Here is a 25,082-nt window from a genome sequence, read left to right on the forward strand (position 1 = left end):
TGACATAGCGAACACCCTGAGTCAGGCACCGCGGAGTCCAATGGGGGCACGGCCGCCGGGACGGCATCGCCGTGCCGGAGAAGCAGGACAAGTCACATATCGGGAAGTCATCGCCATCAGGGAGTTCCGGGCGCTCTGGTACGGCCAGGGCCTCTCGCTCCTCGGCGACCAGCTCGCGCAGGTCGCGCTGGCCGTGCTCGTCTACGACCGCACCCGCTCGCCCCTGGCCACCGCCGCCGTCTACGCGCTGACCTACCTTCCCTCGATCGTCGGCGGCCCGCTGCTGGCCGGGCTGGCGGACCGGTTCGCGCGCAGGGGCGTCATGCTGACCTGCGACCTCATCAGGGCCGCGCTGGTGGCCGCGATGGCGGTGCCCGGCATGCCGTTCTGGGCGCTGTGCGCGCTGGTGTTCCTCGTGGTGCTGCTCAGCGCCCCGTTCTCGGCCGCGCGGGCGGCGTTGTTGCCCGAGGTGCTCGAAGGCGACGCGTACGTCATCGGTTCGGCCCTGCAGAACATGACGAACCAGGCCGTGCAGATGCTCGGTTTCGCGGCGGGCGGAGCGTTGATCGCGACGCTGGGCCCGTACCGTGCGCTCGCTCTCGACGCGGCGACGTTCCTGGGCTCGGCGCTGATCCTGATCTCCGGCGTACGCCGCCGCCCGGCCGCGCAGCGCGACGGCGCCAAGCCGTCCATGTGGACGATGACCAGGGCCGGGGCCCGGCTGGTCTTCGGCTCGCGCAAGCTGCGCACGCTGGTGCTCTTCGCCTGGTTGTGCGGGTTCTACATCCTGCCGGAGGGCCTCGCGGTGCCGTACGCGGCCAAGCTCGCCACGGGTACGCTGCCGGTCGCCGTGATCACCGGGCTGCTCATGGCCGCGATGCCGGCGGGGACGGTGGTCGGGGCGTTCCTGTTCAGCAGGTTCGTGGCGCCGCCGCGGCGGCTGCGGCTCATGGGCTGGATGGCCATGCTGAGCTGTGCGCCCCTGATCGTGACCGCGATGCGGCCGCCGTTGGCCGTGGTGCTCGCGGCGTGGGTCCTGTCGGGGGTCGGCGGGGCCTACCAACTCGCGGCCAATGCCGCCTTCGTCCAGGCCGTACCGGCCGAACGACGCGCCCAGGCGTTCGGCCTCGTGCAGTCGGGGCTGATGGCCGTACAGGGGATCGGGATCCTGGTGGGCGGGTTCGCCGCGGAGAGACTCGGCCCCGAGCCGGTGGTCGCGCTGGCGGGGATCGCCGGGGTGATCAGCGCTGCCGTGCTCGCCATGATGTGGACCGAGTCTCGCGACAAGGGTGCCCAGGTGCCCGCCCAGGCCGCCGCCTGATCACTGCTGGGGCTTCTGCTCGCCACTCCAGTCCGTCGCCGACTTGCGGGCCTGCTGCTTGCTGATCACGTCCTGGACGATGGAGGTGTCGTGCTCCTCGTCGGGCATGAGCAGCCAGCCGATCGCGTACACGCCGACGCCGACCCCGCCGAACAGCGTCGCGATCGCCAGCGCGATCCGCACCATGTTCGCGTCGATCCCCACGTACTCTCCGATACCGGAGCAGACGCCCGCGATGATCCTGCCCTTGTGAGTCCGACGCAGCTTCTTGACGTTGTATTCGCTCATGTCTCAAGACTGCCCGGCGGCCCGGTGTTCGCACATCAGGATTGCCCCTGGTAGAACCCTGGTAGTCCCCTACATGAGGAGAGGACCCGCCATGGACGACCTGCTGCGCCTCGACGACCGGCTCGACCCCGACCAGCGGCTGATCCGCGACACCGTCAGGTCCTTCGTCGCCGACCGCGTCCTGCCGCACGTCGGAGACTGGTTCGAGGAGGCCGTCTTCCCGGCGCGCGACCTCGCGCCCGCCCTCGGCTCGCTCGGCCTCCTGGGAATGCACCTTGAGGGGTACGGCTGCGCCGGCACGGACGCGATCTCGTACGGGGTGGCCTGCCGCGAGCTCGAAGCCGGCGATTCCGGCCTGCGCTCCTTCGTCTCGGTCCAGGGCTCGCTCGCCATGTTCCCCATCTGGCGTTATGGCTCCGACGAGCAGAAGGACGAGTGGCTCCCCCGGATGGCCGCCGGCGAGGCGATCGGCTGCTTCGGCCTGACCGAGCCGGACCACGGCTCCGACCCCGCCGGGATGCGGACATATGCCAAGAAAGACGGCTCCGACTGGATCCTGAACGGCTCCAAGATGTGGATCACCAACGGCTCGATCGCCGACGTGGCCGTCGTCTGGGCCCAGACCGACGAGGGCATCCGCGGCTTCGTCGTCCCCACCTCCACCCCCGGCTTCTCCGCCCCTGAGATCCACAAGAAGCTGTCCCTTAGGGCCTCGATCACCTCCTCCCTCTACTTCGACGACGTACGCCTGCCCGCCTCGGCCGCCCTCCCCGGCGTCACGGGCCTGCGCGGCCCCCTCTCCTGCCTCTCGGAGGCCCGCTTCGGCATCATCTGGGGCGTCGTCGGCGCCGCCCGCGCCTGCCTCGAAGCCGCCGTCTCCTACGCGAAGACCCGCGTACAGTTCGACAAGCCGATCGGCGCCTTCCAGCTCACCCAGGAGAAACTCGCCTGGATGTACGTCGGCGTCGCCCAGGCCGGCCTGACCGCCCTGCATCTCGGCTCGCTGAAGGACGCCGGCCAACTGGATCCCCGGCAAGTCAGCTTCGGCAAGCTGGCCAACGTACGAGCCGCCCTGGACATCGCCCGCCAGGCCCGCTCGATATTGGGTGGGAACGGGATCACGCTGGAGTACCCTGTGATCAGGCACATGAACAACCTGGAGAGTGTGCTGACGTACGAGGGCACGCAGGAAGTGCACACGCTGGTGCTGGGGGAGGCGCTGACCGGGCTGGCTGCTTACCGGTGATGGAGGCGTCGCGGGCAGGGCGGTAATCTCTGTACCCTTGCTGTTGCGAGGGGCGTTAGCTCAATTGGCAGAGCTGCGGACTTTTAATCCGTAGGTTCCGGGTTCGAGCCCCGGGCGCCCTACCACTTCTGACCGCAGCTCAGACGGGGGTTCCACAAATCCGGCCGCGAATGAGGAAGATCACTGCGCCGGGGCGGGATGCACCTCCAGCCATTCACGCGGGTTGAACGGGCCCACCTCGCCCTCGTAGCCCGGGTCGGCGCTCGTGGACCAGTTCGGGATCACCTGGATGGTCAACATCACCCCGCAGCAATCCTGATCGACCACGGAAGTCGCCCCGAACCGGTGATGGACGAGTTGGATGACAGGTTGCACCGGATCGGGCGGCACCCCTTCCGCGCGAGGTTCCGGGCTGCGCGGCCGGGGCCGCGCTCGAGATCGGGCTATCCGACGGATCACGATCGCCGTTCCCGGCTCATTCCTGGACCTGGGCTTGGCCGCCTGAGAGGTGCCTCCAGCCATGATGTGGTCGGCGTGGTGCAGGCCCTGGGTGAGCAGGGGGCGCGCGTGCTCGTCGGCCGCGCTGGAGGAGACAGAGGTGATCGCGGAACGTGGTGGCGTCGAAGGCCGGAGCCTGGTCGAGGTCTTTCTGCCGGAGCGACTCGACCAGGTAGGCGGGTCAGTTGTCGATGGCCTGGTAGAGGGTGGTCCAGAAGTCGTGGATGGCGTTCGCCGAATCGGGGGTGGACATCCCGGTCTGGGTGAGCAGGATGCCGACGAGCTGGTTCTCGGGGTCGGCGTAGGTGGTGGTGCCGGCTCCGCCGTCCCAGCCGAACTGGCCGACGGGCGCGTAGTCGCCGCGGTAGGTGCGTACCGCCATGCCGAAGCCCCAGCCGCCGTGCTGTCCCAGGCCGTACCCCGTATGGAGGACGTTGCGGGCGTAGACCTCTCGGGCGGCTTGCTGCTCGGGTGTGAGGCGGTTGGTGGTCATCAGCTCGACGGCGGCCCGGGACAGGATGCGCCGGCCGTCGTGCATGCCGCCGTTGAGGAGCATGCGGAAGTAGGCGTGGTAGTCGTCGGCGGTGGAGTCGAGCCCGCCGCCGCTGGACGGGAACGCCGGAGGCTCGCTGTGGTGTCCGCCTTCGGCCGGGTCTTCCACGTTGAACTCGCCGCTCTGCCAGTCGGGGGCGTACAGCGGCGGCAGCCGGTGGATCTGGTCGGCGGGCACGTGGAAGCCGGTGTCGGTCATGCCCAGCGGCTCGAAGATGCGCTCGCGCAGGAACGTCTCGAGCGGCTGGCCGGTGACCCTGGCGACCAGCACGCCGAGCACGTCGTCGCTGAGGTTGTACTGCCACCGCTGTCCGGGCTGGTAGGTCAGCGGGAGCGTGGCCAGGCGGCGCATCCACTCATCCGGCTCCGGTGCGGGCAGCAGCCATCCGTCCTGCTGGCCGTAGACCCCCTGCTCGAAGAGCGCCCCCATGATCGGGGCGGTCTTCGCCGTCAGATCCAGGCCCAGCCCGGACGTGGAGGTCAGCAGATCCCGCACGGTGATCGGCCGGCGCGCGGGCACGGTGTCGTCCAGCGGGCCGTCGGGCCGCGTCAGCACCTGCCGGTCGGCCAGCTCGGGCAGCCACCGATCGACCGGGTCGTCCAGCCGCAGCCGGCACTCATCCAGCAGGACCATCGTCGCCGACGCCGCGACCGGCTTGGTCGTGGAGGCCATCCGGAAGATGGTGTCGCGGCGCATCGGCGCGCCACCGTTATGGCGCATCGTTCCCAGCGTTTCGACGTGCGTCTCCTCGCCCTGGCTGACCAGGGCGACCAGCCCGGGAATCTTCCCGGACTCGACATGCCCTGCCAGCACCTCACGCAGTCTGTCCAGCCCGGTCTTGGAGAAGCCGCTGCTGCTGTGTCCCATCACAAATTTCCTTACATCCAGCGTTCGATACACAATGTTGATCTTGCGTGACCCGTCCAGGCGTGGCGCTCGGCCTCGGGCGCGATGTGCTGGGTCGTCGTCAGAGGGTCTTGTCGTGTTTTCTCAACCGGCGGCGCGCTCGATGGCGTCGGTCAGTTGCTTGCGCGCACGGGCGGGGACGTAGCCGCCGTCGGTGTAGTTCCGGGCGAACGCCTCGGCGAATGTCACCGGGTCCTGCCCGACGATCTCGCGGATCGGCGTTCCGGCTGCCGCGGCCTGTTCGAACAGGGCGGCGAGGTCTTCGAACCTGGAGGCGTCGCTGCCGGCGTCGGTCGGCACGAAGTGCATCATGTGCCGCTGAATGGCTTCGACCGCTGTGCGGTGGTTCGGCGGAAGCTGTCGTACGCGTGCCTGGTACTGCCGCCACCGCCGCTTGGGGCCGATCATCGTCGCGATGAAACCGCCGAATTTGGTGTCGGACATGGTGATCCGTCTCCTTTGTGGAGCTGTTCGAGCCGTTGTGTGGGGAAGCTCCAGATCCGCCAGCAGGCCGGTTGTTCATGCATCGCTGAACGTCTGCGACAGTACATTGCATTCATAGATCAGTCAACGTATTGGGAAAGCCAATAAGCCTGTTCACGCGCGGTCTGTTGACGGCTATTGCAATGAGCATGACACTGATTGCAATAGATGATCAAGATCTGTGTTGCAATGGGATTCGAGTGATTGCATACTGTGCGGCGGGAGTGCGAGCGCCGAGGCGCGCACGCCGGCAGATGGGAGACGAGCACCGATGCCCGGAGACAGACTCACCGACGAGGACCGGCGGCACATCGCTACGGGACTGGCCGAGGGGCTCGGATACACCGAGATCGGCCGGCGTCTCGGGCGGCCCAGCTCGACCATCATGCGGGAGGTCACCCGCAACGGCGGACCCGACGACTACCGGGCACAGCGGGCACAGGAGGCCACAAAGCAGCGCGCGCGCCGGCACCGGCAGGCCAAACCTCCGGCGCCGCCGATCGGCGACAGCAGCCACGGGCGCGACCCCCAGGCGGTCCAGAACGTCACCGAATCCTTCGCCACGCTCCTGGAACAGCAAGGAATGCCCCGGATGGCGGCCAGAGTACTGGCCTGCCTGCACGTCACCGACTCCGGCATCCTCACCGCCGCCGACCTGGTCCAGCGGCTGCACGTCAGCCCCGCATCGATCTCGCAGACCGTCGCCCTCCTGGAGCAACAGGGGCTACTCAAGCGGGAACGAACCCCCGGCGGCCGCCGCGAACGCTACGTCGTCGACGACGAACTCTGGGTCCGCTCCACCCTCGCGGCTCTGCAGATGAACGAGACCCTTGCCGCCACCTCGCAGCGCGCGGCGGAGATCCTCGGGACCGCGACCCCGGCCGGCGCCCGCTTCGGCCTCGCCGCCGAGTTCCTGCTCCTCGTCAACGCGAGCCTCGGACAGGTCATGGAGCAGTGGCAGCAGAACCAGGACGAACGGAACGCCGGGAACCGATCATGATCTCTCGCGGCGTTCGGCGGCCCCGGGAAGGGATCCCCTACGAAACGCCCTCCCGCCATCGCTCACTCCTGCGCGGCCTGCCACGTACGCGATAAGCACGCTCGGGTCGGTGCCTGCTGCGCTTTCACGGATCGTACAGCGTTATGCCTGGATAGCCGGCGGTGGACCATGGCCCGTACTCGGCGGGGCTGCCGGTCCGAAACCGCCACATCACGGCGTTGAACTGCGGTCGAAGGTCCGGGATCGGGCCTCGCTCACCCAGGGGCCAGGTGCGGCTCGATCAAGGACCATTCGTCATCGGTGAGGTCTCCACGCGCCAAAGCGATGTCCTACCAGGACATGACACCCACGCAGAGCGCCGCTTCGGCCGCCACTGCCTTGGCCTCTCCCTTGCCACCCTCCACCGATGGCTGCGCACCAGAGAGATCAGGAAGCGCGGCGTCACCGGTCACAAGGACGGCAGCGGCCGGTGGGTGATCATCCTCATCGACGACGCTCCCGGCGCCCGCACCCCCGGCTCCGACATCGAGGCGCAGATCCGCGCCGCCTGCGACCTGCTTGCCCGCCGGTCTGGTGACGCCTGAGCGGCAGCAGCAGGAACGGTGAACCGCGCCCCTAAAGAACCTATTGCCGGTAATGCTGCAGTGCGTGGATTTGGCGCGTTTCGTCGTGATCTAGGGCGAGGCCGCCCGGTGATCGCCGTCGGCGACGACTGACCGGCGAAGGCCAACTGAACGACGAAAGCTCAGGCCCTACCCCATGCCGTCGGCCCTGGCTTCAGCCGGGCCCGACGACGGAAGGCTGGGATGTTGTTCAGAGCGAGGGGGTGTAGAGGATGGAGTTGGGGGTGCCGGGGAGGCCGGTGCTGGCCATGCGGTCCTTGGTGGCACGGGCGGGCAGATGCGCTGGTAAGGCTGGTTCGGGAAGTAGGTCTCCCACTCCGCGGCCGCCAATCCGCCACCGGCACGACGGCAGATGACGGCGGCCGACGTGTCCGGGGCGAGCTCGTACCGCTGGAGAGGCGTATGCCGGCCGGCCGCGTACAACGTTCTGCCGTCGGCGCTGAAGGCGAGTGCGAGGATGGCGTCCCTTGGCGTGGACAGCGGGGATCCGATCGGCTGGCGGGAGGCGACGTCCCACAACTGCAGAGTGCCGTTCTCGGCGCCGGCGGCCAGGATGCCGCCGTCCGGAGAGAACGCCAAGGCCGAGACCCTGTTGAGATCATCCGCGCCGTGCTCCAACGTCGGCTCCAGCAGGCCGATGCGCTGTTTGAGGCGAAGGTCCCACAGGACGATGCGGCCGGTCAGGTCGCTCGCGGCCAGGTGACGGCCGTCGGCGCTGAAGGCCAGGGAGCCGGTCAACCCGGGTTTGAGCGAGCCGTGGACCGGGGCGACCGATCGCAGGTCGATCACATTGCCCTCGCCGGTGACAAGGGTCCGCCGGTCAGGGCTGACCGTGGCCCGCATTCCCTTGGCGACGGACAGGCTCTTCGTGACAGTTCGCCGGCGTAGGTCCCAGACGATCATGGGGTTTGAGTCCATGTTGGGGATCATCACCAGCGATGCGTCTCCCAGGGCGAAGGCGAGCGTCCCCACATATCGCCTGTCCTTTTCCTTGAGTGTGATGGTTTCCGTGGTGCGTCGGCCGGCCACGTCCCACAGGGACACCTGGGCCGGCGACGAGTGGAACGGGTATGGCGCGGCGCCGAAGGCGAGCGTGCGCCCGTCGGAGCTGAAGGCCAGGAGTACATTGCAGGTGGGTTTCTCGTTCGGCCCAGGACAGACGACCTGCGGCAGCGCGGCGATACGTTGTCCGGACCGCCTGTCGTGGAGCTGCACCCGGATGACGTCCGACCCCTCCGCCTGGTAGGCGAACGCGACCGTTGTCCCGTCAGGGCTGAAGGCGGCACCGGACCCGACCGCGTTCATCCACCCGGAGATCGCCGCCCTGCCCATGTCAAGTGTGCGAACGGTCGCCGGCCACGTCATTTGGGAACCGCTGAGGTAGCGGATGCGGTTCGCGTGTAGGTCCACCTGGAGATTCGTGGCCCGTTCCCCCGAGAGGCCGTGCCGCAGGACGGGATGATCGGGGTTCGCGACCCGCCACAGAAGGATGTCCTTCTCGTCGGCCGTGACCAGGAAGGAGCCGTCCTGGCTGAAGCCGATCTCTTCGACGTTCGGGTGCCTGATCTCCGTCAGTTTCGTGCCGGAGGCGATGTCCCAAATACGGATCTTCTCGCCGGTGACGAGGGCCAATCGCCGGCTGTCGGGAGTGAAGGTCGCCGGCTCGTACATGCACTGTTCGCGAGTGAGTTCGGGTGCCCACGGGGTGTCCATCGGGCGGCCTGTGGCGACGTCCCAGAGCTGTAACGGCTTTCCGGGGACGCACAGTGCCATGAAGCGATCGTCCGGGCTGAGTGTCGCGTCCGGATGCGCCGGGTCTGACCAGTTGCGTCTGTTTGCCCCGCTTCGGAGGAACGCCAGCCCGTGCTCGAGCGTGGTCGGGCCGCCTCCGGCTCTCCCCTTGCGGCGGGTGGAGACCTCCAGGAGTTTCCGATGGCTTCGCATATCCCACACTGTGATCCGGTACCGGGAGCCGTCGGCGTAGTAGCCGATCACACTCCGCCCGCTCGTCCCCACCTCGACCCCGCTCCTCGTCCGGTCGGGGAGGGGAGACGCGTCGCGGCGGCCGGTGGTCAGATCCCTAGGTCGGTGTACCGGCCTCGTGGCGAAGCTTGCGTAATTCGCCGGCGAAGCGGGCGATGGGCCCGTCGCCGGGATCCAAGAGTCTTTCGCGTCGTCCCACGCCCCGCCCCCGAGTCCGTGCCGGCAGATCATCCCGTGGAAGAAGGTACGCACGCTTCGGGGGGTGCGGCAACGACGCGATCTTCTGACGTGGGTTTGTCTGAAGTGGCGAAACGGGGGTGCCTGACAAAGTCCGGCCGCGAAAAGCTGTTTTCGGCGGCCCGCGATCATCGCACCGCACCCGGCCCGCCCCGGGCATTCGCGACACAGGAGATTCATGCGCACGCCACTGCAAGCCGCCCGGACGCCGGCCGCGATTCCGCGGCCGGGCGCGCTCGCCCAGTCCCCTGGCGCGTGCCGAATCGGAGACGTCGCATGGAGAACGCTGGGGGCGGTCGTCCTGGCGAGCGTGATCGCGGCGTGCACCGCCCAGCCTGCCCAGCCCGTCCAGCCGCTGACGGAGGCCGAGCTCGTCCAGGTCGAGCGGGCCGAGCAGGTGCTGGTCCAGCAGTGCATGGCCCGCCAGGGATTCCGCTACTGGCTGCCTGCCCAGCTGAGCGCGGAGGAACGCAAGGGCTCGAAGTTCATGCTGACCGACGTCGGCTGGGCACGGAAGAACGGATACGGCGGGCTACTGCGCAACCGGGTGATGGCCGTCAAGGCAGGCAACCAGAACCATGTCTATGCCACCGGGCTCCCCGCCGGCGAACTGGCCCGATACAACCGGACCTTCGACGGCGGCGATGACGCGTCCACGATGACCGTACGGCTCCCGTCCGGCGGCAGCGTCACCAGCCGGACCGGAGGCTGCACGGCCGAAGCGTACGAGCGGCTCTACGGCGACCGGTCCCTCTGGTTCAGGGTCAGCACGATCGCGACCAACCTGCAGCCGCTCTACATGCCGGACCTCGTCACCGACCCGCGGTTCGTGACCGTCCTGCGGACCTGGTCGCAGTGCATGACCGGGCGCGGCCATCCTTACCCCGACCCCGCGGCGATCCGCTCCAGCCTGCCGAAACTCACCAAGGGCCTGGATCCGGCCGCGGCCCACGCGGTCGAGGTCGAGCTGGCGACGGCCGAGGCCACCTGCGCCAGGTCGGTGTCCTACCCCGAGGTCGCGCGTTCGCTGGAAGACGAGTACCGCTCGCGTGCCGCCAGGGCCTACTCCGGCGAACTGGACACCTACCGGCGGCTGGGACGTGCCGCCTTCGAACAAGCCAAGCAGATCAACGAAACCCGACACTGAGGAGAACATCATGCGCAGAATCCTGACCGCGTTCGGCCTGAGCGCGGCGCTCATCACCGTGGCCCCGCCCGTCCCCTCGGTCGCGCAGGCCAAACCCCCCTGCGACCAGGAGTGGGATGCGGTGCCTGGCGATCACCGCGACGGCCAGGTCCGCGTCTGGCGGGACGTCCACTGCAAGAACATGCTCGGCCACGCGTTCGGCGACGACCGGGACTGGGGCGACGGCACCGGCGAGATCAAATCGGCCTCCAACGTCGTTTCCTCGGTGATGAACAACGGCAATCTCGGCGGGTACGACGTCGTCGCCTTCTACGACTACACCGCCTACGACTGGCGCTACGGCTACACCTGCCTGAAGCCGGGTCAGTTCTATGCCGACAGCCTGGAGAACGACGAGTTCACCATGCGCACCGCCGATCCGGGCAAGGGCAAGATCTACAGCGCCAACGACGCGATCTCCTCCCACAAGTGGGTGACGCAGGGCGACTGCACCAACTTCCTCGACGGCGGCAACTGAACACGACCAGGCGGGGGCCGTCCGGCCCCTTGCCTGGTGCGGCACCGATTGTCTGGACTGGTGAAAGGGGGCTGCCAGACAATCGTTCGGGCTCCGAGACTGAGGGGGCGGGGCTGTGACCTGGGTGTTCCGGCTCAGGCTGGAACAGGGTGACGGGCGGCGGCGCCGTGTTGTGCACTTGATCCCGCAGTTGTGTGGCGGCGCAGGTGCCACCTGACGGTCGCCGCGAGGGGCGCGACCTGGCGGGCGCGGCGGGATCTCACGTATCGCAGTGACGAGAGGTGAAGGCATGACCAAGACGACGCTCAGAGTGGCCGCGATCGGGCTGCTGACCGCGGCCGGACTCGCCCTGGCCGCAGGTCCGGCAGCCGCCGATGAAGAGCCATGGCCCAGAGGCAGCGGGGTCGCCCCGATGGGCGACGAGATCTGGCCCAGGGGCACTGGGGTCGCCCCGACGGGCGAAGACATCTGGCCCCGGGGTAGCGGTGTCGCCCCCATGGGCAACGACATCTGGCCCAAGGGCAGCGGTGTCGCTCCGATGGGAGACGAGTACTGGCCCAGGGGCACCGGGTAGTTTCCGGCTGGATTCCCGGCCCCGGTCTTGATCAAGGCTGGGGCCGTCCCGCGCCGGGCTGTGGTCCTGGTGCGCGTGGAATGAGCGGGCCCCGCCCTCGGGGTGCTGCCGAGGGCGGGGCGCCACTGGTAAGAGGCATGTCATGCTCCTCCCGGCCGCCAGCAGGTGGGTGGTGAACCGGTGCGGTGTCGGCGGGAAGGGGTTCGCGGTGGTCGGCGCGCAGGCCGTCGAGGGAGATGCGCAACAGCCTGTTCCACATCTGTGGGCGGCACTCGTCGGTGATCTGGACGGCGTGGCCCAGTGAGACCAGAAGAAGCAGCAGGTCATCAGTGGTCACGCCGCCCAGGGGTCCTCGGCATCGATCGCCGCCTGGCGTGCCGATTCCGCCCATTTCAAGAAGTCCCTGCGCAGGACCGTGTGAACGAGATCTTCCTTCTTCGGGAAATGCCGGTAGAGGGTGCCCATCCCCACCCCGCTGCGGCGGGCGATCTCGCGTACGTCCACCGCGGCGCCCTGCTCGGCCAGCACCTCGGAGGCGGCCGCTGGAACGATCAGATCATCGCCGAGTTCCGAGCGAACGGCGGGTACGTGTCTTGGAGTAGCGAAGAGGATTTCGCCGCAGGCCGACCCATCCCGCCCCGGGTTCCCGGGTTCCCGGGTTTGACGAGCAAGGCATGCCGCTCATCTTGGTGCACCACATCGGGGCCAAGACCGGGCGCGAGCGGATCAGCCCGTTGTTCTACCAGCCGGTCGGCGATGGCTGGGCCATCTTCGGAACCCACGGTGGCAGTCCGCACCATCCGGTCTAAAATCCGCAGGCCACAGTCGAGATTGGCACGGAGAGAGTGCCGGTCGTGGCTCGGCTCGCGGAGGGCGCGGAGCGCGAGCGGATCTGGGCGAAAGAGGTGGCGCTCGTCCCGAAGTTCGCCGAGTTCGAGGCAGCCGCCGGCAGGCAGATCCCCGTCGTCGTGCTGGAGCGTGTCCACGGACACCCTTCACCCCGCCACTCCACGGCCTGATGAACCAACGGCAACCTCCGCCTCGTCGGCTGAGGGCACCGGCGAGCCGCAGGGCTCCCACGACCCGTTCGGAGTCGTCTCGTCGGGGATGGAACGCGAATACGTCCGCGACGGCACCCTGGAGGGCCGCGAAGAGGGGTCAGCGCCGGAACCTCGCGACCACGTCCGGGGAGCCGGGACGTCGCAGGTGGATTTCGGTGATCGTCCCGATGGGACGCTCGACGGTGGTGCTCCACGATCGCCGCGATTCTGAGAGCGTGAATCGGCCCAGGTCCACCGTTGTGCCGTCGGCGCCGACCAGCACGGCCTGGTACGACCCTGTCCCCTGCTCGATCGTGAACACGAGCCAGCTCGGCGACCCCTGGTAGGCGAAGACGTGACCGACCGTCTCCCGCCCCGAGTAGAGGCCCGCCGCCGTGAGGTAGCGGCCGTCGGCCACCTGCAACGTGGCCCGGTAGCCGGCCGCCAGCCGGCGGTCCGGCTCCGTGGCCCGCCACACCGTTCCGCTCGCCACCGCGGCCACCACCACGGCCGTGACCAGGTACGGGACCAGCCTGCGCAGCAGCGAGGGCCTGCGGGCCCCGGCTATCCTGGCCAGCACGCGCGACTCGAACGCGGGCGGCGGTTCCGCGGCGGGCGCGATCGAGGTGAGGGCGTCGACCACGCGGGTCGCCTCCTCCAACTCCCTGCGGCAGGCCGGGCAGTCTGCGACGTGGTGCAGCGCAACCGCTCGCTCCTCGCCCGACAGGGCGCCGGCGGCCAGTTCGGGGATCTCCTCGCGGGCCCGCCCGCAGCCAGAGGTCTCAGCCATCGCCCACCTCCAGTTGGTCGCGGAGTTTCGCCATGCCTCTGCGCAGGCGCGTCTTTGCGGTGCCCAAAGGTATCCCCTCGATCTCGGCGATCTTCCTGCCCGACATCCCATAGAACACGGCCAGCGCGATCGCCCTGGCCTGCTCCTCCGGCAGCCCGCGCAGGACCTGGCGGACGAACTCCTCGCCCATGGCCGCCTCTTCGGCCGGCTCGACGGCGAGGAGCCTGGTGAGCAGCACCTGCGGATCCACCGGTTCCTCCCGCTTGAGGCGTAACGCGTCGATGGCCAGGTTGCGGGTGATGGTCAGCAGCCAGGTGGAGACCGCGCCGCGGCGCGAGTCGTACGCCGCGGCGTGCCGCCACACCCTGACGAACGCCTCCTGAGCCACCTCCTCGGCCAGCGCCGGCTCGTGCACGATCGTCCGCGCCAGCCCGAACACCCTGCCCTGGTAGCGGCGCACCAGAGTGGTGGCCGCTTGGGCGTCGCCCGAAGCCATGCCGACGAGGAGCGACTCATCGGAAAGAGCCCACATGACCGTTCTACGGATACGATCATCGTTTCGGCTTCATCGGCCTCAGATGAATCCGTTATCGTGCCGCCGCCCGTACAACCACGTATGAAGCGATTCTTCCTGACAGCGGCCGGCTGCCTGCTGGTAGTGAGCTGCGGCGCCGCGACCGGCTCCACGGGCTCACCCGCAGGGTCGCCCACACTCTCCATCGAGGCCCCCGCCGACGGCGCGAACGTCGGATCCTCGTTCGCCCTCGAATTCAGCTCGAACGAGGAGATCGGTGCCACCGACTCCGGCAAGAACCACGTGCACGTCTCCACCGACGGCCAGGCCGACGACTACACCGTGGTCACCGCGTCGCCGTTCCAGGTCACGGGGCTGCCCCCGGGCAAGCACACCGTGAGCGTCGCCCTGCAGCACGCCGATCACTCCTCGGCCGGCGCGTCGGACGAGATCACCGTGAACGTGACCGGATCGGGCGGCGGCGCCCCCTCTGAGCGGCAGTCGGATTATGGTGGCGGCTACTGACCGCTGGGTTCGCCGCCACAATCGGCGGACCAGGTGGTTCCACGCGGGCGTCTACCTCATGACGCTGACCCTGCTGGGCACCGGCTGGTGGTTGTTAGCCGGGCAGGAGGGCCACCCGAGCCCGCTCGCGCGGATCACCGGCACGCCCGACACCACCCTGCACACGATGGTCGGCTGGGCGTTCGTGGTGCTCGCCGGGGCGGGGCTCGCGCTGGGGTTCCGCGCCGTGCGCACGTTCGCGACGGAATCGGTCCGCTTCCGGCGTACGGACCTGCGGTGGTTCGCCCGCTGGCCCGCCGCCACGCTCACCGGCCGGTTCTCCTACCACGACGGGCACTTCGACCCCGGGCAACGGCTGATCAACCTGGCGCTGGTCGGCGGGCTGTTCGCGCTCATCGGCAGCGGGGCCGGGATGGCGTCGCTGCACGGTGGGCCGGTGTTCGCGGTGCTCGTGCAGGTGCACATCTGGGCGACCTACCTCGTGACCGTGCTGATCGCCGGTCACGTCGCGGTCGCGTGCGGGGTACTGCCGGGGTATCGCGGGGTCTGGCGCTCCATGCACCTGGGCGGGCGCCTGGACAGGTCGGTGGCGTTCCGGCTGTGGCCGGGATGGTCCGCCAGGCAGGAGCCGGTCTCCCTTGGAGCGTACGTGCTGGAGGCCCTCGACCCCGTCGAGACGGCCAGAGTCGAGGAACACCTGCGGAACTGCGTGTCGTGCCAGGCGGAAGTGGCAGACATGCGGACGACTGTCCGCCGCATCGGGAAAGCCTCCGGAGACTCGCGACGGTCATGATCTGAAAAGCTAGGTAGTCGCATCGGGGCCGGTCAGGATGTCCCGCGATTCGGCCTCGGCCCAGCTGAAGATGCCGATCGACATGGTGCTGCGCTCCTGCGCGGCGCGGAGTGCGTAGACCTCGGCGCGGGCGGTGTGGACGGCCATGTCCTGCGGGGCGGCGTCGCCGGCGAGCTGGGCGAGGTGGCAGGCCAGCCGGTGTTCGCCGGCGCGGGACAGCTCCAGTGCGCGGTCGGCGAGGACCTGGGCGCCACCGCTGAGCGCGGCGATCTCGGCGGCGAGGGCGGCGTCGGTGGCGGGCTTGAGGTGGGCCGGGTTGCCGTCGTACCAGCCGGCGAACTGGCGCCATACGTTGCGGACGATGAATTCCGGCTCGTCGTAGAGCGGCTGGAGGTAGTGCAGCGCGGCCAGATCGTCCGGCACCCGCACCTGGTGCAGGGTCTCGACCAGTGTCGCGCCGTCGTTGAGGCAGACGAGTGTCTGGTCGACGAGGGTCTCCAGATAGCGGGCGGTGTTCTCCAGGGCCTCGCGGACACGATCGGCGCCGGCGACGGGGACGCCGTGGCTGCCGAGCATCAGCTCGGCACCGAGCGAGGCCATCCAGCGCAGGGCGGCGGCCCAGTCAACGGGGTAGCGCTGCACCTTCTGCGGGTTGCCGGCGTTCGGGGCGACGCCGAGGAACAGGTCGCCGGGGAAGAGGATCCGCTGCTCGGGAAGCCAGCCGACCACGTGGTCGTCTGTCTCGCCCCGGTGGTGGGTGAGTTCGAGGCGGAGACCACCGGCCTCGACCACATGCGCGTCGGAGAAGGTGACGTCCGGTTCCCGGAATTCGGTCGGCCAGACGAGGCCCGGTATGCGGAACTGGCGGCGGTTGATGATCGTGTTGTAGCCCTGCGTGTCGGCGTAGCGCCGGAAGCGCGCGAGTACGTTGTCGTGCGCGATCACCTCCGGGCGAGGCACGCCGCGGGCATCGGCGGCGGCGTCGAAGGGGCCGAGTCCGCCGACGTGGTCGACGTGACCGTGGGAGTAGACGGCGTGGGTGACCGGCCCGGAGTCCCACGCGGTCACCTGCTCGTGCAGCTTGTCGGCGAGCAGCTTGACGCCGGTGTCGAAGAGTACGAGCCCGTGCTCGTGCCGGAGGGCGAAGGCGTGCCCGAAGCCGGGCACCATCAGCACCCCGTCGGCGACCTCCTCGGCGCCGGTCATGGTGGGTTCCATCAGGGAGGCCGGCTCGCGCCGACCGGCCCACATCTCATCGGCCAGCTTGAGAATCGAGGAGGTCATGACGGGTCCTTTCGACGGGGTGCCGGGCGGTCTTCTGGCGTGGCGGCCACCACTTGATGATCCGGTGCGACGCCAGTGGCGTACAGGCCCTGCCGCACGGCCCGGCGTACGACCACGACGGTGAAGGCGGCCGTCGCCAGCAGCGACGGCTTGCAGAACAGCGCGCTGACCAGCGTGAGTCCGACGAGTGAGTCTGCCGCGTAGAGGTAGCCGAGCGGCACGAGGTGGCTCACCCAGAGCACGGCCCAGCCCGCGGTCAGGCGGACGTGGCGGCGCCGGGCGGCCGGATCGCCGGCCGTTCCGGACGGCTCCACCCCGGCCTTGCGGCAGACCGCTTCGGTGAGAGGCCGCCCGATCAGCAGCGAGCCGGCGCACGCCAGCAGGCCGGCGGCGTTGACGACGAGTTCGGGGAAGTAGAACGCGCGCCCTTCGCCGAAGGCGATGGCGCTCACGCTGTGAAAGGCCACGACACAGGTCGACAGCATGACGACGGCCAGCGAGTCGCCGCGGTGCCTGCGGATCGCGCCGATCACCAGGGCGACCAGCAGCGCGACGACCGCGCCCCACTCAGGGCCGTTACCGGACTCGACCATCAGGAATGCCGCGGGTGCGGCGAGCGCGTCGACGATGTGCCGTACGACGTCGGCCGCGCGGCGCGGCGGGCCGGGGAACGGGTGGTGTGCCTTGTCTGGGCCGGGCTCGGTCATCGGCGCCTGCTCTCATACCGTCTGCCATCTGAAAGTGACATGTCGATCAATACCGCTTGACACATCACAACTGATAAATTCATCATTTGTCAAAGGGATCGCGACGACAGGAGCCAGCCAGATGACCACTACCGTGACGCTGACCGGCACCGGGGTGCCCTTCCCGAGCCCGGATCGCGCGGGACCCGGCGTGCTCGTGAGTCACAGCGATGTCCACCTCCAGATCGACGCCGGGCGCTCCACAGTGATGCGGCTGGCCCAGGCAGGGATCAGCCCGCACCAGCTGTCCGCTCTTCTGCTCACGCATCTGCACAGCGACCACGTCAGCGACGTCGCCGACCTGGTGCACACCCGGTGGGTGCAGGACCACATGCACGGCACCGGTCCCCTCCCCGTGGTGGCGGTCGCCGGGCACGCGCCCGGGTTCGTACGGCGTGTGCTGGCGGCCAACGAGTTCGACGTCAACGTGCGCGTACAACATGTGCAGGACGGCCCGCCTGAGGTGATCGGCCACTGGTTCGACCTCCCCGACGTCCCGGCCGAGGTCTGGCGCAGCCCCTGCGACCGGGTCGGCGTCGAGGCCGTACGGGTCCGGCACGAGCCGGTCGAGCAGGCCGTCGGCTACCGGGTGACGACGCCGGACGGGGTGGTCGTCGTCTCCGGCGATACGCGGGTCTGCGACGAGATCGCGGCGCTGTCGGCCGGCGCCGACGTCCTGGTTCATGAGGCGTGCCGGAGCTCGGCGCTGGCGGAGGCCGTGAAAGGGACGCGCTTCGAGACCATCTTCAGTTACCACGCCGACACCGTGGCGCTGGGCGCGATGGCCAGGCGCGTCGGCGTGCCGCACCTGGTGCTGACGCATCTGATCCCCGCTCCGACGTCGCCGGAGCAGGTGGCCGAATTCGAGGACGAGGTGCGCCAAGGCGGGTTCGAGGGGCGAGTGTCGGTCGGGCACGACCTGCTGTCGGTCACGGTCGGCGACGCCGCCGGGGCGTGACGGATCTATTGAGAAGGGAGTTTCGCCGATGATGGAGATCCAGATACCGGCCGGTGCGGCTGAGCCGGCAGACGTCCACCACGGGCTGCACAGCGAGCTCGGCGCTCTGCGCGGGGAGCATCCGGGAAGGGCCCGCAACCCGGTGATCAAGGTGGTGGGGCTCGGCTGGCTGGAGTTCGTCAAGCCCGACCTTGACCGGGCCGAGCGTTTCGCCCGCGACTTCGGGTTCGTGGTGCACTCGCGCACGCCGGACCGGCTCAGCCTGCGCGGCACCTGGTCGGCGCTGCCATGCCTGGTCATCCGCCGCGGCCGCCAGGCCCGCTTCGTCGGGCCGACGTTCGTCGCCGAGTCCGTCGCCGACGTGCGACGGCTGGCCCGCTGGGCGGGCGCCAACGTGCTCCCGCTCCAGGGTGGTCAGGGCGTCCAGCTGACCGACCCGAGCGGTTTCCCTGTACGGGTCGTCGCCGGCCTGGATCGGCCTCCGGCGCTGGCCGAGCGCGAGCCGCTCGACCTCAATGTCGGCACGAAGCCGGTCCGGTTCAACGCCGCGCAGCGGCCCCCGAAGGCCGCGGCACAGGTTCAGCGGCTCGGGCACGTCGTACTGGAGACGACGAGGTTCCGGCACGCGCTGGAGTGGTATCTCGAAGCGCTCGGGCTGATCGTGAGCGACTTCCTCTTCCTCGACGAACTCCGCGGCCGCGGGCCCACGATGGCCTTCCTGCGCTGCGACCTCGGGTCCGTGCCGGCCGACCACCACACGCTGGCCATGCACCTCGGGCCACGCGTCGGCTACGTGCACTCGGCCTACCAGGTCACCGACCTCGACGCGGTGGCCGTGGGCGGCGAGCACCTCGCCGCGCAGGGCTACCGCCGCGTGTGGGGCATCGGCCGGCACGTTCAGGGCAGCCAGATCTTCGACTACTGGCGCGACCCCGACCGGATGATGGTCGAGCACTATGCCGACGGCGATCTCTTCGACAGCTCCCTGGACCCGGGCTGGGCGCCGATGAGCGCCAGCGGGCTCGCCCAGTGGGGCCCGCCCGTATCGCGCGACTTCCTGGGCGGCAGGCCCAGCCCCGGCATGGTCTCCGCCCTGCTCAAGGCGCTACGCGACGAGGCCGGCGAAATCGACAAAGACGTGCTGAAGGCACTGGCGAAAGCGATGGCGGCATGAGTATCAACGTGGCCCGCACCGAAAACGGCTGGTGGGTCGAGCGCGGCGGCCGGCTGACCCGGATCCTGACCGACGCGACCACCACACGCGAACTCCTCGCCGACCGCCCGGCGGTCGGCGAGGCCGCGAGCGCACCCGACCCCGAGGGCCCCCTGCTCGCGGACGTCGACCTGCTCTCCCCGGTCACCGCGCCGGCCCGGGTGATCGCCCAGATGGTCAACTACCGCAGCCACGCCCGCGACTCCGGCGTCAACCCGGAGGCCGTGCCGCCGGCCTTCTTCCGCAAGTCGTCCGGCTCGCTCTGTGGGCCCACCAGCGACATCCGGTGCCCGGAGCACGTCCGGCTCCTCGACTACGAGGTCGAGCTGGGCCTGGTGATCGGGCGTCGGATCGACGTCGGCGAGGCGGTGGCCGAGGACGAGCTCGCCGACGTCGTCGCGGGCATCGTCGTCGCCGATGACGTCAGCGCCCGCGACGTCCAGCTGACCCGGACGCAGTTCTACGAGTCGAAGTCCTACCCGACCTTCACCCCGGTCGGGCCGTTCCTCACCCTCGTCGACGGTGAGGAACTGGCCGGACTGGAGCGTCTGCGGCTGACGCTGAGCGTCAACGGAGAGCTCCGCCAGAACAGCACCGTGGCCGACATGATCGTGAAGCCCGCCCGCGCGCTCACCCTGCTCGCCCGTTTTCAGGCCCTCGACCCCGGCGACCTGCTGCTCACCGGCACGCCGGGCGGCACCGCCCTCAAGTCCCCGGGACCTGTCGCCGAGAAGATCGGAGCGCTGCTGCCCCCGGCGGTGAAGTGGAAGGCGTTCTTCAGGCGGCAGGCCGGCAACCCGGACTACCTGAAGGACGGCGACGTGATCGCCGCGACCATCACCGACCCGGTACGCGGAATCGACCTCGGGCAGCAGTCCAACGTCGTACGCGGACGGGCACGCCTGTGACGCCGGCCGGCCTGCCCCCGCTCACGTCGGTGGCCGACCTCCACGAGATCGAGCGAGTCCCGCTCGCCGACCGCGACCTCGCGCACACGACGTACGACCTGCTCGTACGGGCCGCGCAGCGGTGGCCCGACGCGCCGCACTCGGTGTGGATTCCCGACGCGACCGTGATCGAGGACCACGTGCCGGTGACCTTCGGCGGGCTGCGCGACCGCGTGCACGCGATCGCCCACGCGCTGCACGGGCTGGGGATCGGGCGCGACGACGCGGTCACGCTGATGGCCCCCAACTGCGGCGACCTCCTCGCGGTCACCCTGGCGGCCGAGGCCGTCGGGATCGCGGCCCCCGTCAACGCCGCGCTCGACGTGCGCCACGTCGCGCACATCGTGCGCCTGACCGGCTCCCGGGTCCTGGTCGCCGCCGGTCCCGAGCTGGACGAGGCGCTGTGGAAGCGGCTCCTGAACGGCGTCCCCGACTTCGGCATCGAGGTCCTCGTCGCGCTGTCGCCCGACGGCGCCGGCCGAGCCGCGGCGCCCGCGCTGGAGGCCCGCCCGGGCCTGCGCACCGTACGCCTCGACGACCTGGTGGCCGACGGACCGGCCGCGCCCGCCGGACTCCCGGCCGCGCCGCCCGCGCCCGACGACCTGGCGGCGTTCTTCCACACCGGGGGCACCACGGGCACACCCAAGGTGGCCGCGCACACCCACCGCAACCAGGCGGTGATGGCGTGGAGCCTCGCGGTCGCGGGCGGCTCCGACGAGGGGCAGGGCATCGTCGCCGGCCTGCCGCTGTTCCACGTCAACGCGCTGCTGGTGACCGCCCTCGCGCCGCTGGTGTCCGGAGCGCGGTCGATCTGGCCGGGCCCGCTGGGCTATCGCGACCCGAAGCTGTACGCCGGGTTCTGGCGGCTGGTCGAGCACTACCGGCCCCGCGTCATGTCGGCGGTGCCGACCGTCTACGCCTACCTCTCCGCCATACCGGTCGACGCCGACATCAGCTCTCTCGAAATCCCGGTCGTCGGCGCCGCGCCGCTGCCGGACAGCGTGCGGCGGATGTTCGCCGAGACGACGGGGCTGCAGCTGCTTGAGGGCTACGGCCTCACCGAGGCCACCTGCGCGTCGTCGGCGACCCTGCCGGGCGACGTGCGCCCCGGCTCGGTCGGGCAACGGCTGCCCTACCAGACGGTGGTGGCCGCGCAGGTCGACGAGGCGAGCGGCACAATACGGCCGTTGCCCGCGGGCGAGACGGGCGAGCTGGTGATCGGCGGCCCGACCGTGTTCGCGGGGTATCTGCGGCGCGAGGGCGACCGAAGACGGGTGTCCGCCGACGGCGTCGTCGACGGCCTGCTGCGCACGGGAGACCTCGGCTTCGTACGCGACGAGCGGATCCATCTCCGCGGCCGGCGGAAGGATCTGATCATCCGCGGCGGCCACAACATCGACCCTGCCGTCATCGAGGACGCCCTGCTCGGCCACCCCGCCGTGGCCGCCGCCGGTGCCGTCGGCCGGCCCGACCGCGCCTCCGGGGAGGTCCCGGTGGCATTCGTCGCGCTCTCCGCCCCTGGGATCACGGTGGCGGAACTGACGGCCTGGGCCGCCGACCACATCAGCGAGCCGGCCGCGCGCCCGAAGTCGATCACTGTGCTCGACGCGCTCCCGGTCACCGAGATCGGCAAGCCGTTCAAGCCCGCGCTGCGCGAGGCGGCGGCCGCCCGGCACTTCCGCGCCGAGCTCGCCGAGCACGGCATCGACGGTGTCGAGATCGGCGCCCGCTACGAGGCCGGGCGGCTGGTCGTGCGGCTGACCGGCGGCGCCGGGGCCGCCGCGGCCGCGGTGCTGCGGGGCTACGACGTCGAAATACGCCTGGACGCCGAGGAGGCGGAGCAGTGACCGCGCCGGCGGGCCGATGGGACGTGATCGTGGTCGGCGGCGGTCCCACCGGACTGACGGCGGCGACCCTGCTCTGCCAGTACGGGTGCCGGGTCGCGATCGTCGAGCGTCACCATGACATCTATCCGCTCCCGAGGGCCGTCCACGTCGACGACGAGGTGTACCGGATACTCCACCAGGTCGGTATCGGCGAGGAGTTCGCCGCGCACACCCGTCCCGCGGCCGGGCTGCGGCTCGTCGACGGGCGCCACCGTGAGCTGGCCACCTTCTCCCGCGAGCGGCGGACGGCCGCGGGGCTTCCTCAGGCCAACATGTTCGACCAGCCGGTCCTGGAGCGCCTGCTGCGCGACAACCTCAAGCGGCTGCCGGAGGCGACCATCCTCGGCAGCCACGAGTTGCTCCGCTTCGACACCGGCGCCGACGGGATAACCGCCCACGTGGGCGGGCCGGACGGCGCGACGGCCGAGCTGCGGGCCCCGTACCTCATCGGCTGCGACGGCGCCAACAGCACCGTCCGCGGTCAACTCGCCATCGGCAGCGACGATCTGGGCTTCGAGCAGCGCTGGCTGGTCGTCGATGTCCGCTGCGAGCTGGGGCTCGATGCCTGGGACGGCGTGCACCAGGTGTGCGACCGGCGCCGGGCAGGCACGTACATGCGCATCGGGCCGGACCGCTACCGCTGGGAGTTCCAGCTGCTCAACGGAGAGAGCGCCGACGACTACGACGGCATCCCAACGTTGCGCCGGCTCATCGACCCGTGGGTCAGCGGCATCCCGGACGACCGCCTGGAACTGGTGAAGTGCCGGGAATACACCTTCCGCGCCCGCGTCGCCCGCCGCTGGCGCGCGGGCCCGGTCTTCATCGCCGGCGACGCCGCCCACGTCACGCCGCCGTTCATCGGCCAGGGCCTGTGCGCCGGGCTCCGCGACGCGCACAACCTCGCGTGGAAGCTGGCCGCGGAGCTGCGCGGGCGCGCGGCGCCGGGGCTCCTCGACTCCTACGAGGCCGAACGCCGGCCGCACGCCACGGCGATGATCAAACAGGCCAAGACCGTCGGCCGGCTGATGACCGGCGGCGGTCGCGCCGCCGAGCTGGTGCGCGGACGTCTCCTGCCCGCCCTCGCCCACTCCCGGACGGCCCGGCGGGTCGTGCTGGACACCGGCAGTCCGCCGCTCACACCCGGCCCCCGAATCCAGCGGCGCACCCCCCGCAGCGTACGAGGCGCGCTCCTCCCGCTCGTACGCCTGCCGGGCCCGGACGGAGAACCCGTCCTGGTCGACCGGGTGCTCGGCCACCGCACAGCGACCGTCGCGCTCCCCGGCACCGACCTCGCGGCCGTCCCCGACGCCCTGCCATCGGCCTGGCTGACCGTCGATCCGGAGGGCGGCGAAGGCGAACGGTTCCTCGCACGCTGGCTGCGGAACGCCGGCGTCGCCTGGGTCAGCGTCGACCCCGACCGCGTGATCAGGGCCGCGGGACCGTCCGGGGTGCTGCGGTGAGTAACGGGACGCTCGCCCCGGCTACGATTCCGACCATGCCGGAACAGCAGCCGTCGCGTGGAGAGAGGCGCAAACTGCGCACCAGAAGGGCGCTGATCGAGGCCGCGCAGGAGATCTACGCCGAGCGCGGTGACTTCGAGGTCAGCATCCAGCAGATCACAGATGCCGCCGACGTCGGCTTCGGTACGTTCTACAACCACTTCTCGTCCAAGGCAGAGCTGCTCGACGCGGCGATCGCCGAGGCGCTCGAGACCCACGCCGCCTGGCTGGAGCGGCTGCTCGCCGACGTCGACGACCCGGCCGTGGTCTTCGCGACGTCGATGCGGCTCACCGGCCGGCTCGTCCGCACCCGCCCGCGGCTGGCGCAGGTGATGCTGAACAGCAGGGGCGCGCTGCTGGAAGCGCCGTACGGCCATGCGGTGCACGCCCGATACGACATCGAGGCGGCCGTCTCCGCCGGCCGCTTCGTCATCGACGACGTCGGGGTGGCGCTCGCCTGCACCGCGGGGTGCCTGATCGCCACGATGCACCTCTGCTTCACCGACCCGAAGGCCTCGGTCGACGACGTCGCCGACCAGACCGTGCTCAACGTCCTGCGGATGTTCGGCATGGCCGAATCGGAGGCCCGCCGCATCGTGGCACTGCCGCTCCCGGCCGACGAGCCTCCGCCCGAGTCGATCTGAGCATCTGGACGTACCGGCGGTCAGAGCTTGGTGAACGTGCGGCGCCGCAGCGTGTCCGCGAGCGCGGCGGTCATCCTCGGGTGGGTTGCGTGATGCGTTCGAGCCATCGCCGCAGAAGGGCGGTCTCGGCCGGTTCGAGGGCCTCGGTCCCGACGAGATCGAGTTGCGCGTGAAGGCGTAGTGCGGCGGTGTGCACGGGATCGGCGTCGTTCTGCGCGGTCGTTTCTGTGAGTACGTGCGAAAATACGGCGTCTCGCATGCGGTGGGACAGTGTGGGGTCGTCGAACAGGGCCGGTCTGGAGATGTGGTCGAGGGCGGTCCCGACGTTCGCCGACAGGATGAGCTGAGCGGCCGTCTGCGGCGCGACCCTCAACGAGCCCGCCGCCGCGCACCGGGTGAGGGCCGCCACCAGCAGGTCCATCACGCGATCTCGCGCCGTTGAGTGGGACCACGGCCGGGGAGTGAACATGAGCTGGTAGAGGGCCGGGTTCTCCTTCGCGAACGCCATGTGGCCGTCCCAGCCGGCGTGCAGGTCGGCGACCGGGTCGTGCGTGTGCTCCTGAGCGGCCTTGATCGCGGCGTACCGCTCGTACCCGTGGTCGGCGACGGCGTCGAGAAGCCCGTGCTTGTCACCGAACAACCGGTAGAGCACCGGCTGGCTCACGCCGACCGCCTCGCAGACCGCGCGCGTGGCGATCTCGTGGTTCGCGGACGTCGCTAGTTGCCGCACCGCGGCTTCGGTCATCGCTGCGCGAAGCGAGTCTGTCGCTGCCATGAAATCAATGCTACCGCCAGTCGATATCGGTGATACGGATCTGTGTTAGGGTCACTCCGTAGCATCGATATTGAAAAAGCATATCGACGATA

The 25,082-nt window shown here is 70.0% G+C and carries 26 protein-coding genes, 1 tRNA gene and 1 pseudogene; 18 read left to right on the top strand and 10 right to left on the bottom strand.

Annotated features, from left to right (window positions below; translation table 11 throughout):
• Window positions 1-40: 40 nt before the first annotated feature.
• Window positions 41-1,321, top strand: coding sequence for an MFS transporter (locus ACFPZ3_RS69480; RefSeq protein WP_379525240.1), 1,281 nt, complete (start codon window positions 41-43; stop codon window positions 1,319-1,321).
• Here ACFPZ3_RS69480 and ACFPZ3_RS69485 read toward each other — a convergent pair whose 3' ends face one another.
• The gene (locus tag ACFPZ3_RS69485; protein ID WP_379525241.1) at window positions 1,322-1,609 is read right to left on the bottom strand and encodes a PspC domain-containing protein; all 288 of its coding nucleotides are present in this window, start codon (window positions 1,607-1,609) and stop codon (window positions 1,322-1,324) included. It abuts the gene before it with no gap.
• A 91-nt stretch (window positions 1,610-1,700) separates the two neighbouring features.
• On the opposite strand from ACFPZ3_RS69485, the gene ACFPZ3_RS69490 reads away from it, so the two are divergent.
• Together ACFPZ3_RS69490 and ACFPZ3_RS69495 are read left to right on the top strand one after the other, a co-directional pair.
• Entirely contained in the window at window positions 1,701-2,855 is a 1,155-nt protein-coding gene (locus ACFPZ3_RS69490; RefSeq protein ID WP_379525352.1) for an acyl-CoA dehydrogenase family protein, read from the top strand.
• A 49-nt stretch (window positions 2,856-2,904) separates the two neighbouring features.
• Window positions 2,905-2,980, top strand: a tRNA-Lys gene (locus tag ACFPZ3_RS69495).
• Between the two features lie 554 nt (window positions 2,981-3,534).
• Here the strand turns inward: ACFPZ3_RS69495 and ACFPZ3_RS69500 are convergent.
• The gene (locus ACFPZ3_RS69500; RefSeq protein WP_379525242.1) at window positions 3,535-4,773 is read right to left on the bottom strand and encodes a serine hydrolase domain-containing protein; all 1,239 of its coding nucleotides are present in this window, start codon (window positions 4,771-4,773) and stop codon (window positions 3,535-3,537) included.
• A 123-nt stretch (window positions 4,774-4,896) separates the two neighbouring features.
• Window positions 4,897-5,256, bottom strand: a complete 360-nt coding sequence (locus ACFPZ3_RS69505; RefSeq protein ID WP_379525243.1) for a DUF1048 domain-containing protein — start codon at window positions 5,254-5,256, stop codon at window positions 4,897-4,899.
• A 310-nt stretch (window positions 5,257-5,566) separates the two neighbouring features.
• On the opposite strand from ACFPZ3_RS69505, the gene ACFPZ3_RS69510 reads away from it, so the two are divergent.
• Both ACFPZ3_RS69510 and ACFPZ3_RS69515 read left to right on the top strand, forming a co-directional pair.
• Window positions 5,567-6,295: a GbsR/MarR family transcriptional regulator gene (locus ACFPZ3_RS69510; RefSeq protein WP_379525244.1), complete on the top strand. Its 729-nt coding sequence runs from the start codon at window positions 5,567-5,569 to the stop codon at window positions 6,293-6,295.
• A 269-nt stretch (window positions 6,296-6,564) separates the two neighbouring features.
• A complete protein-coding gene (locus tag ACFPZ3_RS69515) occupies window positions 6,565-6,879 on the top strand; it encodes a hypothetical protein (RefSeq protein ID WP_379525245.1) in 315 nt (104 codons plus the stop codon).
• A gap of 168 nt (window positions 6,880-7,047) precedes the next feature.
• On the opposite strand, the gene ACFPZ3_RS69520 is transcribed toward ACFPZ3_RS69515, so the two are convergent.
• Window positions 7,048-8,691, bottom strand: coding sequence for a WD40 repeat domain-containing protein (locus ACFPZ3_RS69520; RefSeq protein ID WP_379525246.1), 1,644 nt, complete (start codon window positions 8,689-8,691; stop codon window positions 7,048-7,050).
• Window positions 8,692-9,316: 625 nt separating this feature from the next.
• On the opposite strand from ACFPZ3_RS69520, the gene ACFPZ3_RS69525 reads away from it, so the two are divergent.
• From ACFPZ3_RS69525 to ACFPZ3_RS69540, 4 genes are all read left to right on the top strand, one after another.
• Window positions 9,317-10,285 carry a hypothetical protein gene (locus tag ACFPZ3_RS69525; protein WP_379525247.1) on the top strand — a complete coding sequence of 323 codons (969 nt, stop codon included), beginning with the start codon at window positions 9,317-9,319 and terminating at the stop codon, window positions 10,283-10,285.
• A gap of 10 nt (window positions 10,286-10,295) precedes the next feature.
• Entirely contained in the window at window positions 10,296-10,802 is a 507-nt protein-coding gene (locus ACFPZ3_RS69530; RefSeq protein ID WP_379525248.1) for a hypothetical protein, read from the top strand.
• Between the two features lie 289 nt (window positions 10,803-11,091).
• Complete coding sequence (locus tag ACFPZ3_RS69535; RefSeq protein ID WP_379525249.1) at window positions 11,092-11,376, top strand: hypothetical protein; 285 nt, start codon at window positions 11,092-11,094, stop codon at window positions 11,374-11,376.
• A 142-nt stretch (window positions 11,377-11,518) separates the two neighbouring features.
• Complete coding sequence (locus ACFPZ3_RS69540) at window positions 11,519-11,680, top strand: hypothetical protein (protein ID WP_379525250.1); 162 nt, start codon at window positions 11,519-11,521, stop codon at window positions 11,678-11,680.
• A gap of 29 nt (window positions 11,681-11,709) precedes the next feature.
• Here ACFPZ3_RS69540 and ACFPZ3_RS69545 read toward each other — a convergent pair whose 3' ends face one another.
• Window positions 11,710-11,904, bottom strand: coding sequence for a helix-turn-helix domain-containing protein (locus ACFPZ3_RS69545; protein ID WP_379525251.1), 195 nt, complete (start codon window positions 11,902-11,904; stop codon window positions 11,710-11,712).
• Between the two features lie 146 nt (window positions 11,905-12,050).
• Here ACFPZ3_RS69545 and ACFPZ3_RS69550 point away from each other — a divergent pair.
• Window positions 12,051-12,395: pseudogene (locus tag ACFPZ3_RS69550) on the top strand (nitroreductase/quinone reductase family protein).
• A 139-nt stretch (window positions 12,396-12,534) separates the two neighbouring features.
• On the opposite strand, the gene ACFPZ3_RS69555 reads toward ACFPZ3_RS69550, so the two are convergent.
• Complete coding sequence (locus tag ACFPZ3_RS69555; protein WP_379525252.1) at window positions 12,535-13,206, bottom strand: anti-sigma factor family protein; 672 nt, start codon at window positions 13,204-13,206, stop codon at window positions 12,535-12,537.
• Window positions 13,199-13,738 (bottom strand): RNA polymerase sigma factor, encoded by a 540-nt coding sequence (locus ACFPZ3_RS69560; protein ID WP_379525253.1) that lies wholly within the window; start codon window positions 13,736-13,738, stop codon window positions 13,199-13,201. Before ACFPZ3_RS69560 ends, ACFPZ3_RS69555 begins: the two co-directional genes overlap by 8 nt.
• 84 nt (window positions 13,739-13,822) lie before the next feature.
• Between ACFPZ3_RS69560 and ACFPZ3_RS69565 the strand changes: the two genes are divergently transcribed.
• Both ACFPZ3_RS69565 and ACFPZ3_RS69570 read left to right on the top strand, forming a co-directional pair.
• On the top strand, window positions 13,823-14,245 hold the full coding sequence (locus ACFPZ3_RS69565) for a hypothetical protein (RefSeq protein WP_379525254.1): 423 nt from the start codon (window positions 13,823-13,825) through the stop codon (window positions 14,243-14,245).
• On the top strand, window positions 14,229-15,038 hold the full coding sequence (locus ACFPZ3_RS69570; RefSeq protein WP_379525255.1) for a cytochrome b/b6 domain-containing protein: 810 nt from the start codon (window positions 14,229-14,231) through the stop codon (window positions 15,036-15,038). Before ACFPZ3_RS69565 ends, ACFPZ3_RS69570 begins: the two co-directional genes overlap by 17 nt.
• Before the next feature lie 9 nt (window positions 15,039-15,047).
• On the opposite strand, the gene ACFPZ3_RS69575 is transcribed toward ACFPZ3_RS69570, so the two are convergent.
• Both ACFPZ3_RS69575 and ACFPZ3_RS69580 read right to left on the bottom strand, forming a co-directional pair.
• Window positions 15,048-16,322, bottom strand: coding sequence for an alkyl sulfatase dimerization domain-containing protein (locus ACFPZ3_RS69575; protein WP_379525256.1), 1,275 nt, complete (start codon window positions 16,320-16,322; stop codon window positions 15,048-15,050).
• Entirely contained in the window at window positions 16,319-17,029 is a 711-nt protein-coding gene (locus ACFPZ3_RS69580; protein ID WP_379525257.1) for a DUF3159 domain-containing protein, read from the bottom strand. Before ACFPZ3_RS69580 ends, ACFPZ3_RS69575 begins: the two co-directional genes overlap by 4 nt.
• Before the next feature lie 121 nt (window positions 17,030-17,150).
• Here ACFPZ3_RS69580 and ACFPZ3_RS69585 point away from each other — a divergent pair, with 121 nt between their 5' ends.
• Genes ACFPZ3_RS69585 through ACFPZ3_RS69610 form a run of 6 tightly spaced genes read left to right on the top strand, consistent with a single transcriptional unit; the run spans window position 17,151 to window position 24,215 of the window.
• A complete protein-coding gene (locus tag ACFPZ3_RS69585) occupies window positions 17,151-18,026 on the top strand; it encodes an MBL fold metallo-hydrolase (protein ID WP_379525258.1) in 876 nt (291 codons plus the stop codon).
• A gap of 28 nt (window positions 18,027-18,054) precedes the next feature.
• Window positions 18,055-19,200 carry a VOC family protein gene (locus ACFPZ3_RS69590; protein WP_379525259.1) on the top strand — a complete coding sequence of 382 codons (1,146 nt, stop codon included), beginning with the start codon at window positions 18,055-18,057 and terminating at the stop codon, window positions 19,198-19,200.
• On the top strand, window positions 19,197-20,147 hold the full coding sequence (locus ACFPZ3_RS69595; protein WP_379525260.1) for a fumarylacetoacetate hydrolase family protein: 951 nt from the start codon (window positions 19,197-19,199) through the stop codon (window positions 20,145-20,147). The genes ACFPZ3_RS69590 and ACFPZ3_RS69595 overlap by 4 nt, the downstream gene beginning before the upstream one ends.
• Window positions 20,144-22,033 (top strand): acyl-CoA synthetase, encoded by a 1,890-nt coding sequence (locus ACFPZ3_RS69600; protein WP_379525261.1) that lies wholly within the window; start codon window positions 20,144-20,146, stop codon window positions 22,031-22,033. Before ACFPZ3_RS69595 ends, ACFPZ3_RS69600 begins: the two co-directional genes overlap by 4 nt.
• A complete protein-coding gene (gene mhpA / locus ACFPZ3_RS69605) occupies window positions 22,030-23,532 on the top strand; it encodes a bifunctional 3-(3-hydroxy-phenyl)propionate/3-hydroxycinnamic acid hydroxylase MhpA (protein ID WP_379525262.1) in 1,503 nt (500 codons plus the stop codon). The genes ACFPZ3_RS69600 and mhpA overlap by 4 nt, the downstream gene beginning before the upstream one ends.
• A gap of 35 nt (window positions 23,533-23,567) precedes the next feature.
• A complete protein-coding gene (locus tag ACFPZ3_RS69610; protein WP_379525263.1) occupies window positions 23,568-24,215 on the top strand; it encodes a TetR/AcrR family transcriptional regulator in 648 nt (215 codons plus the stop codon).
• Window positions 24,216-24,285: 70 nt separating this feature from the next.
• Here ACFPZ3_RS69610 and ACFPZ3_RS69615 read toward each other — a convergent pair whose 3' ends face one another.
• A complete protein-coding gene (locus ACFPZ3_RS69615) occupies window positions 24,286-24,990 on the bottom strand; it encodes a TetR/AcrR family transcriptional regulator (RefSeq protein ID WP_379525264.1) in 705 nt (234 codons plus the stop codon).
• Window positions 24,991-25,082 lie beyond the last annotated feature (92 nt).

The organism is Nonomuraea insulae, assembly GCF_042656245.1.